Origin of the sequence: Salsuginibacillus halophilus (assembly GCF_003014715.1) — a bacterium.
Taxonomy (GTDB): Bacteria; Bacillota; Bacilli; order Bacillales; family Marinococcaceae; genus Salsuginibacillus; species Salsuginibacillus halophilus.
On sequence record NZ_PYAV01000009.1, the window covers coordinates 146891 to 156438 of the forward strand.

The 9548-nt window shown below is 45.4% G+C and carries 9 protein-coding genes; 4 read left to right on the forward strand and 5 right to left on the reverse strand.

What is annotated here, in order from left to right; translation table 11 throughout:
* Positions 1 to 2 precede the first annotated feature (2 nt).
* The gene (gene ystJ / locus B0H94_RS10310; protein ID WP_282432543.1) at positions 3 to 1238 is read right to left on the reverse strand and encodes an NADP-dependent malic enzyme; all 1236 of its coding nucleotides are present in this window, start codon (positions 1236 to 1238) and stop codon (positions 3 to 5) included.
* Between the two features lie 134 nt (positions 1239 to 1372).
* Positions 1373 to 4711, reverse strand: coding sequence for a DNA polymerase III subunit alpha (locus B0H94_RS10315; protein ID WP_106589184.1), 3339 nt, complete (start codon positions 4709 to 4711; stop codon positions 1373 to 1375).
* Positions 4712 to 4858: 147 nt separating this feature from the next.
* Here B0H94_RS10315 and ytrH point away from each other — a divergent pair, with 147 nt between their 5' ends.
* The 3 genes from ytrH (at position 4859) to B0H94_RS10330 (ending at position 6008) form a co-directional block, all read left to right on the forward strand.
* Positions 4859 to 5197, forward strand: coding sequence for a sporulation membrane protein YtrH (ytrH, locus tag B0H94_RS10320; protein ID WP_106589185.1), 339 nt, complete (start codon positions 4859 to 4861; stop codon positions 5195 to 5197).
* Entirely contained in the window at positions 5194 to 5697 is a 504-nt protein-coding gene (ytrI, locus tag B0H94_RS10325; RefSeq protein WP_106589186.1) for a sporulation membrane protein YtrI, read from the forward strand. Before ytrH ends, ytrI begins: the two co-directional genes overlap by 4 nt.
* 107 nt (positions 5698 to 5804) lie before the next feature.
* Positions 5805 to 6008 (forward strand): YtzJ family protein, encoded by a 204-nt coding sequence (locus tag B0H94_RS10330; protein WP_106589187.1) that lies wholly within the window; start codon positions 5805 to 5807, stop codon positions 6006 to 6008.
* Between the two features lie 240 nt (positions 6009 to 6248).
* Here B0H94_RS10330 and B0H94_RS10335 read toward each other — a convergent pair whose 3' ends face one another.
* Positions 6249 to 7205, reverse strand: coding sequence for a DHH family phosphoesterase (locus B0H94_RS10335; RefSeq protein WP_106589188.1), 957 nt, complete (start codon positions 7203 to 7205; stop codon positions 6249 to 6251).
* A 137-nt stretch (positions 7206 to 7342) separates the two neighbouring features.
* On the opposite strand from B0H94_RS10335, the gene B0H94_RS10340 reads away from it, so the two are divergent.
* Positions 7343 to 7657: a YtpI family protein gene (locus B0H94_RS10340; RefSeq protein WP_181315352.1), complete on the forward strand. Its 315-nt coding sequence runs from the start codon at positions 7343 to 7345 to the stop codon at positions 7655 to 7657.
* A 34-nt stretch (positions 7658 to 7691) separates the two neighbouring features.
* Here B0H94_RS10340 and B0H94_RS10345 read toward each other — a convergent pair whose 3' ends face one another.
* Complete coding sequence (locus B0H94_RS10345) at positions 7692 to 9002, reverse strand: CBS domain-containing protein (RefSeq protein ID WP_106589190.1); 1311 nt, start codon at positions 9000 to 9002, stop codon at positions 7692 to 7694.
* Positions 9003 to 9091: 89 nt separating this feature from the next.
* Complete coding sequence (locus tag B0H94_RS10350) at positions 9092 to 9340, reverse strand: hypothetical protein (RefSeq protein WP_106589191.1); 249 nt, start codon at positions 9338 to 9340, stop codon at positions 9092 to 9094.
* Positions 9341 to 9548: the final 208 nt, after the last annotated feature.

The following is a 9548-nucleotide window of genomic DNA, read 5'->3' on the forward strand; positions in this document are numbered from 1 at the left end:
AGTTAATCTTCAATTTGTGACATTTCCTGTGTGCGTTTTTTCACTTCTTCAGGGTCTGCATTTTTACGCGCAACTCCTGTTTCCATAGCTGTTTTAGCTACTGCAGCAGCTACCGCCGGCGCTACACGCGTATCAAATGGTCCAGGGATCACATAATCAGCGTGCAGTTCTTCATCTTTGATTAAATCGGCAATCGCGTACACAGCTGCTGTTTTCATTTCTTCATTGATATGAGTCGCATTAACATCAAGCGCCCCACGGAAGATACCTGGAAAAGCCAGTACATTATTAATCTGGTTAGGGAAATCGGAGCGGCCCGTTCCGACAACACTCGCACCGGCAGCTTTTGCGTCTTCAGGCATGATCTCAGGCATAGGATTGGCCATTGGGAAAATCATCGGGTTATCATTCATGGATTCAACCATTTCTTTTGTTAAAGCACCTTCAACCGATACGCCGATAAAAACGTCTGTACCTTCAATGACTTCTGCAAGTGATCCTTGTTTATTATCCTTGTTTGTCACTTTGGCCACTTCTTCTTTCACTTCATTCATGCCCTGTTTGCGACCCTCATAAATCGCACCTTTTGAGTCACATAAAATAATATCGCGCACACCCATGCGACGGAGCAGATGAATAATCGCAATACCTGCAGAACCGGCGCCGTTAGCGACAACTTTTATTTCAGACAAGGACTTTCCAGAAAGTTTCAATGCATTGATTAAACCAGCCAGCGTAACAATCGCCGTACCATGTTGATCATCGTGAAAGACAGGAATGTTTGTCTCTTTTTTCAAACGTTCTTCAATGATAAAGCAGTTTGGCGCAGCAATATCTTCTAAATTGATGCCGCCAAAATTCGGCTCCATTAATTTTACAGTTTGTACAATTTGATCGATGTCAGAAGTTGCTAAACAAACCGGAAATGCGTCTACACCTGCAAAGGATTTGAACAAGACCGCCTTTCCTTCCATAACCGGAAGCGCGGCATGGGGACCAATATTCCCAAGACCTAGTACAGCACTGCCATCAGAGACAACGCCAACCATATTTCCTTTCATGGTGTAATCAAATACACTTTTCGGGTTGTCAAAAATCTCCTTACAAGGTTCTGCAACACCTGGGGAATATGCCAGACTCAAATCTCGTTCATTGCGGACAGGAACTTTTAATTTTGATTCTAACTTCCCTTGTTTAACACGGTGTAAATGCAACGCTTCTTCTCTAGTTGTAGGCACGCGGCCACACTCCTTTACATGATAAATTGACATTTGTTGTATTTGTTCAAATAGGCTTCACAATTGGTCAGACCAATTTTTCAAATCTAATGTTCATTATACGTGCTTAAGCAGCTTCTCTCAATGCTTGAATCTTATGTTGAATGTTTTTTTGCGCCTAAAACTGCATTTCCGGCACCGACAACCTGCTCCACAGCCGCCAGCAGTTCATTTTCACCACTACACCATTCAGTTTGTGAAAGTTCAATCCCTGTTTGGGTGGATTCATAATAAAGACGTACAGCAACCGGTCCAGGGTGTTGATGCAGCTTCCGGCGCAAGGCATGCATATGCCTAGGTGTTTCACAATCCGGTGGAATTTTTATATAAAGCTGCTGCTGCAGTTTATTCTGTAAAGAATCTAGCTCTTCCAAACGGTCCGCAATAAACTGGGTCTGTCCCCGCCTTTCTTCCGCTCGTCCGGTAACAAGAACCGGTGCCTGCTCCGTTAAAGCTTCTCGGTATTTTCGGTAAGCTTCAGGAAACAGTACACAATCAACTTCGCGTTCCCCGTCTGTAAGCGCAAAAAAGGCCATGGGCTGGCCGCTTTTTGTACGAATGAGACGTACCTGCTCAATCAAGCCGGCAATCCGTACAGGTGGCGCTTCGCTGCTTTCTATATTTTCAAGGTTTGTCATCGTATATACATTGAGTACCGCTTCGTAAAGTTCAAGCGGATGACCTGAAACATAAAAACCAAGCGCCTCCCGCTCTCCTGCGAGCATTTCCTGACGGCTTAGCGGGTCCACTTCCACATAGCGGATATGATTTTCAGCTTCTGAAAATAACGTCCCAATATCCTGGTAAAACTCAGCATAATCCAGCGCCCGTTCCAGCGAAGCTGCAAGCGTAGCCCGGTTCTTTTCAAAACCGTCAAAGGCACCTGAATAAATTAACTGCAGCCATCCTTCTTTTGCAAGTGTCTTCGTCCCTGCTTCAATGAACACATCAGGAAATGACGCATAGCCGCCACCAGGACGGGACCGGGCGATAGCTGCTGCTGCTTTTTCTCCAACGTGACGTACTAATGTTAAAGGTAGACGTAAACTGTCCTTTTCAATTACAAAGGCATTACTGCTTTTCTGAACAGACGGTGGCAGTACGTTTATGCCACGCTCCTTCACTTCACGGAGCGTCTCGCGCACTTTATCTTCGTTTTGCATAACGCTCGTTAATAAGCACGTATAAAACATTAAAGGGTAGTGAGCTTTCATATAAGCAAGCTGATAACTGATCATCGTATAGGCAACTGCATGGCTCCGGTTAAATCCGTAATCACCAAACTCTATGATCCATTGATAAACCTTTTCAGCCGAAGCTTGGTCATACCCGCGCGCCTTTGCACCTTCGATAAAAGATGCTTCGTAACTTTGCAGCGCTTTTTCATCTTTTTTACTTACTGCTCGGCGCAAAAGATCGGCCTGAGCTAGTGAAAATCCTGCCATCACTTTAGAGATCTGCATTACCTGCTCTTGATAAACCATAACACCGTAAGTCGGTGCCAGGATCGCTTTGGTATCCGGGTGTGGAAAAGAAGGCGTACGGGTGCCTTCTTTTCCTTCAATATAAACAGGAATTTGTGACATCGGACCCGGCCGGTATAATGCGTTGACAGCAACAAGGTCTTCAAATTGTTTTGGTACTAAATCTTGTAACACTTGCTGCATACCGGAGGATTCAAATTGAAAAATGCCAAGGGTTTCTCCACGTGCTAAAAGCTCTAACGTAAATGAATCATCAAAAGGTATCTGTTTTAATGAAAACGAAGGTGATACGGTCTGTCTGATCATCTGCACGAGCTGTTCTATCAATGTTAAGTTCCGCAAGCCGAGCACATCAATCTTTAATAGACCCTGCTTCTCTAAGTCCCCCATTGGGTGCTGGGTTAACAAGCCTTCTCCTTGCGGGTTTGGCTGCACAGGCACTCTCCTGCTTAAGTCACGGCGGGCAATAATCACACCAGCTGCATGGACGGAAGCATTCCGCGGAAGCCCTTCGATGCAGGCTGCTGCCTTAAACAACTGCTCTACTTCAGGGGTTTGCTCCCGTAAGGTTTGCAGCTCCGGCTGTTTTGCAGCTACACTAAGCGTCTGACTACCTGCAGTAACATCTAACAGTTGATGAACAGCAAATGAAGGTGCTTCAATAGCTTTAGCTGCATCACGAACCGCCGCACGCAGACCAAAAGTACCAAACGTGATAATTTGCGCAGCCCTGGCTTCTCCATAGGTTTGACGTATGTAAGCAAAGATTGCTTCTCGGGCATAATCCGGAAAGTCGATATCAATATCCGGCATTGTTACCCGTTCAGGATTTAAAAAGCGCTCAAATAATAAATCACGGGCAATCGGATCCACGTTGGTCACATAAAGCACGTAAGCAACAAGAGATCCGGCCGCTGAACCCCGTCCCGGGCCGACGAAGTATCCTGACTTTTTCGCAAACATTACGATGTCCCAGACGATAAGAAAGTAGTCTTCATACCCCATACTTTCAATAACGAATAATTCATGCTCAAGCCGCGCTTGAACATCTTCAGTCACCTCCCCATAACGATGCTCAACACCTTGATGACACAGGCGCCGCAACATGGCTTTTGAACCCTCAACTTCTGCCTGGGGGAGTTTCGGAAGCTCAGGTGCCTGTTTTTCAACACGCGCAACCTTACAACGTGCAGCGATTCGCTCTGTCTCTTTAAATAAACTTTCAGCCTGCAGCATGCTTTCTGTGCCATATGCAAAAAAGCCGTGCTCTTCTTGAAAAAAAGCGCGTGGTAACTCACTTACCGGGCGATTGCGTCGTACAGCTTCAAGGAGCACACGCGCTTTTCTGCCAGCCTCATCAAGCCAGTGAATGTTTTCGCCAAAGACGCCGGTCACCCCAGAACGAGACGTGAAGTTTTCGTAATTTAAAGCCGCTTCTTTGCCTGTAATAAGTGGAATTTCTACACGCAAACAATCACTAGCAATGTACTCCTGCCACAAGCTGAGACGATCAGCCGCTGCCGCTTCGTTTCCGCGCTTCCATTCCAGCGCAGCCCGGCTCTCTGCATATGGCAATATAACAACAACATCTTTCATAAGCGGTACCGCATTATGAAAAGTAACACCGGCCGTTTTACCGCTTTGTGCCAAATACGAAAGTTCCATCAACTGCTCATACCCGCTATCTGATAACGCAAGCAGTACGACGGTTTCATCTACTGAACCACTATCTTCGGTTAAGAGGTCCAGCTTCAACCCAAAAATTGGATGTAGGTCATAAGCTTCACATACTTCTGCAAAAGCAAAGGTCGCATGCATGACATTACGGTCCGTTAAAGCGATCGACCCCATGCCAGCTTTAACCGCAGCGGCGGCAAGACCTTCAAGTGTCACACTGCTTTCGAGCAGACTGTAACAAGACTGCACGTGTAAATGAGTGAACGTTGTCACGCAACCCCCCCCTTTTCATTAATTTACGTCCTGCTTCTTGCTGATCAACAGCATATTCGAAATGTTTTGCTTGTACAATAACAATACATATCTATTTGATGTTACTCAAGCAGCGTCAATCTGCTCATCTGTTTAAGGAGGCGGCCTATGTTAAATAAAGAGTTTGCTGCGACACTTGTTATTGATTTTTTTGTTGCTTTCGGTGTGATCATCGGCGGTGCGTTAATTGGTGGCCTCGGAGCTTTTCTTGCTGGGAAACCTCCGCTTGCGGCGATTCATGATCTTGCTGGCAGCTTGAAAATTTGGGCGCTTGTTGCAGCGATCGGCGGCACATTTGACGCCATTACGAGTTTAGAGCGCGGTTTATTTTATGGCACACATGATGATATTTATAAAACCGTACTCATGATTTTCGCTGCACTCACTGGTGCCAACACGGGAACAGTACTCATTCAATGGATCACCCAGGAGCACTTATCACCATGAGAATCCCACCGTATTATAAACGCCCGGGGTGGCAGCGCTTTTTTGCAGGCTTCATCCTTGGCACCTTAGCTGGCTGGGCTTTTTTTCTTTCACAGTTTGGCGGAACTTACGAGGAGCTATTATTATCATATAATAAGCAAAGCTCAACCATTCAAGAGTTGGAGGAACAACTGCAATTGCTGCGCGACCAGGAAGAAAACCAAGACCCGCCCGGCACCCTTGTTGTGCAGTCTGTTGACGTAACATTTGTCAACGCAGATGAAAGCCGGCTGAATGAACTGACCTTGCATGAGCTTGAACAGGCTGCGCTCGATGAAGTACGACCGACTTTAGATCAAGACATCAGCCATTTAGCTGAAGTAAAAGACTTTATTATCCGCACGATTGAAAACAAACGCTACAATGCGGGCGATCAAACGTACCGCCTTACCGTTAAAGAGTTGTACGTGTATGATACGCTTGAACTCCATCTTGAAATTCAACCTGCTAGCACAGACTAAGCTCGACTTGCCCAAAAAGCTTTCACTTTTCATCACTGCCAGCTTAGACTAAAATACAAAGTAACGCTTTTCGAAATTTTTACGACTTGAATGAAGGAGGTACTGCTATGGATATGACAGGTGAAGAAATGGTAATGAATCGTAAAACGTTGGCACTTAAGAAGGTTGAAAAAATAAAAAAAGGTCAAGCGGCCTTTGCAGATGCCTCAGAACTTGCAGATATGATCCGGCGTGAATTAAACCGACAGCAACTCACTGTTTACGAAGATGTCACTGAACTTGGTTATTGGTTTCTTCCAGAAGGAAACTAAAACGAAAAAATGTCCATCAAGTAAAGTGACGCCACAAGGAACAGCGCGATGTGAAAAGCTCGCAGTCAGTAATTGTCTGCCGAGGGGTTGAGGAGGTACCCAAAGTTTAGTGTGATCAAGCGCGCAGAAAGATCAAACCGGCATCAACCAGAGCAGACCTCTGTCGAAAAGTAAAGTTAGCGACCGTTTGTCTATACATTAAGACAGTACCACTTAAAGCGGTACTGTCTTTTTTACGTTTTATGTTTCCGCACGGAGAGCTTCACATTTCATTTTCAGCTTTTGAAAGATTTCTTCTGTTTCTGCTTTTGAAGCAGCCTTCGCTCCAGAGGCCATTGGATGTCCACCCCCGTTATGTTCAGCTGCTAAATCGTTAATTACAGGGCCTTTAGACCGGAGGCGCACCCGATATGTGCCATCTTCGTTTTCGACAAAGAAAGCCCATGCTTGAATTCCTTCAATATCCGCTACAGCATTTACGACTGCAGATGACTCATTTAAAGTAATCCCCCATGACTGCATCTGCTCCTGCGTAATCACACCGTAACCTGCCCCTTCGGCTGTTAATTGAAAATGAAGAAGTACCTCACCTTTAAATCGGATGATTCGCTCTGGTGACTCATAAAATTTTGTAAACATTGCGGTTGTGTCGATTGGATACTTTAACAAAAACGCTGCAGCCTGCATTGTTTCCGGGGTAACATTGTCAAAACGGAAACGGCCGGTATCGCCAACGATGCCGGCATATAAAAGCCGGGCCGCTTCCACTGGCACCTGCCACCCTCGTTCAGCTTGACCGTGCTGTACAAAGTTTGTAAGCATTTCACAAGTTGAACTTTTCGTCGAATCTACCCAGGAAATGTCACCGTAAGATTCAACTTCGGGATGATGATCGATTTTGATGACCTCCGCCCCGTGCTGATAACGTTGATCATCAATCCGCTCTGTATTCGCTGTATCGAGTACAAAAACGAGTGCACCTTCATACACTTCATTTGAAACTTCATCCATTTCTGTCAAAAATGATAGCGAAGGTTCACTTTCACCTGTCATCCAGATGGCTTTGTCCGGATAGTTTTCTTCAAGAACAGCCTGAAGACCCCCCTGCGCACCTAGTGCGTCCGGATCCGGGCTTTGATGACGGTGAATCACAATGGTTTCTGCGGCTTCTATACGTTCAATTATACGAGTTTTCAAATGCTTTTACGCTCCTTTAATTTTCAATGGCTTTTTTGTGAACAACGCGCATCTCCCTATCACCTTCAAGCTTTGCTGTCTTGAGTGTTGTTTGAAATCCATGTAGAATATACGAAGAATCAAAGGGAGGAATGAAGATGAACGGCATCTTTATTGTCGGTGTTGTAGTTGGACTTGTCATGTATATCTTTTATAAAGTGAAAGCATTCCGCACGAAGCTTCCAGCGCAAAAACGCTGGCTGCAGACGAAGGCTAACATTGCGCTTGGCGCCTTTATTGCAAGCTTTGGTATTAATTTGTTTTTTGGGATTCGCGGCTGGGTTGATGTGGCTGTAGGAACAATTTTTGTCCTTCTCGGCTTGTTTAACATTATTTACGGCACAAGGGCTTATAAACATTATTATCCTTATGTCGTTGATGAAATGCAACAATCTGCCGAAGGAAAGGCTTAAAAAGCTGAAGGCTCTTTGCGGAGCCTTCAGCTTTTTAACGGTCAAGTAACTGCGCCATCATTAAGGCCTTCCCTACGATTTCATTCTCATGATAAAGCTCGATATCAACTTTCCCGTGTTTCCGTCCAATTTCTAAGACTTTTCCAGTAATCTCGACGGTACTTTCAATCTGCACCGGTTTAATAAAATAGAGGCTGATATTTTCTACAACAAGATCGCCACGCTTATACTGGCGCAGCATCCGGGTTGCTCCTTCTGTCACGAGCGTCGTTAATACACCGTAAGAAATCATACCGAGCTGATTTGTCATCTGTGGTGATACTTCAACTTGATATTGATAACCTGAACCTGCCGGCGCGTCTGTAAACCGACTTGTGGCAAGATCCTCAATTGTTTCACCGACGTGAGGCTGCTTTTGCACCATCTGCATCGCCTTTAAAACATCTTGACGGCTCACCACACCAAGCAGCTTACCGTTATCAGCAACCACCGGTAAAAGTTCGATCCCTTCCCAAACCATCATATGGGCAACTGACGCTACAGATGTTTGATCGTTGACGGTGATCGGATTTTTTGTCATCACCGTTTGAATTGAAGCATGGTTTGGCGCCCCAAGTACATCTTTTGCAGCAACCATCCCTTGAATTTTCATATCCGGGTCGATTACCGGATAACGGCTATGCCCTGTACGCTGGTTCAACTCATGCCACTTTTCGACTTGGTTTTCTGTGGTCATAAAGTAAGTGTCCTGCAGCGGAATTAAAATATCATCTACAAGAATAATCTCTTTTTTAATTAACTGGTCGTAAATCGCCCGGTTAATCATGCTCGCAACTGTGAATGTATCATAACTTGTCGATATGATTGGCAGCTCGAGCTCATCGGCAAGAGCTATAACTTCTTCACTCGTATCAAATCCGCCGGTGATTAAAACTGCTGCTCCCGCTTCAAGTCCAAGCTTATGTACTTGATACCGGTTGCCGACAATCAGTAAACTGCTCGGCTCTACATAACGCATCATTGCTTCAAGTTTCATCGCACCAATCACGAAGCGGTTGAGCGTTTTATGCAGGCCATTTCGTCCGCCAAGACAATGTCCGTCTACAATATTGACAACTTCAGCATACGTCAACTTCTCGATATTTTCTTTTTTTTTCGTCTCTATTCGGATCGTGCCGACACGTTCAATCGTGCTGACAAGCCCTTGGTTTTCTGCATCTTTAATTGCCCGATAAGCCGTACCTTCACTAACATTCATCGCTTTTGCTATGCGGCGCACTGATATTTTTTCACCGACAGTTAAGGTTGAAATGTGTTGTAAGATTTGCTCATGTTTTGTCGCCATGCTCACCCCGCCTTTCGAGGAGCAGGATCTGTTATACCTACTATTCCCCATCTGTATTAATTTAAGTATAACGGGGGAGAGGCTTTTATTCAATCTCTCAATGACTGGCGACGCTTCTGCTCTACAGATTGTTTACGTTGTACAGCTACAGTTGAACGCCGGTGCCGAACAGCGCGCAAAGCAATCACATTTCCTGCAATAACAACGAACGCAAACAAAAGCCACACCCAAGCAAACCAAGATGCTGTACCGGTACTTTCTAGCGGGAGTACCGTTAAAGCGAGCATAAGTAAAGCGACCGCTAAAACAACTGAAGCTTGGTAACGCCAACGCTTCAAAACAACCAGCCTCCTTGTCCAATCCTTTTGATATTTATATGCACCAGGACAATGATGATGCACAAAAAAACGCCGGCAGTAACCGGCGCCAGCGTGTAGACAAACTTTTAAGAAAAATGAAGGCTGACGTCGCTTTTCGGCGGACGCTTGCCTCGGGTACGGCCTCAACTTCCTCGGCAGACAACCGCTGCCTGCGGGATTTTCGGCT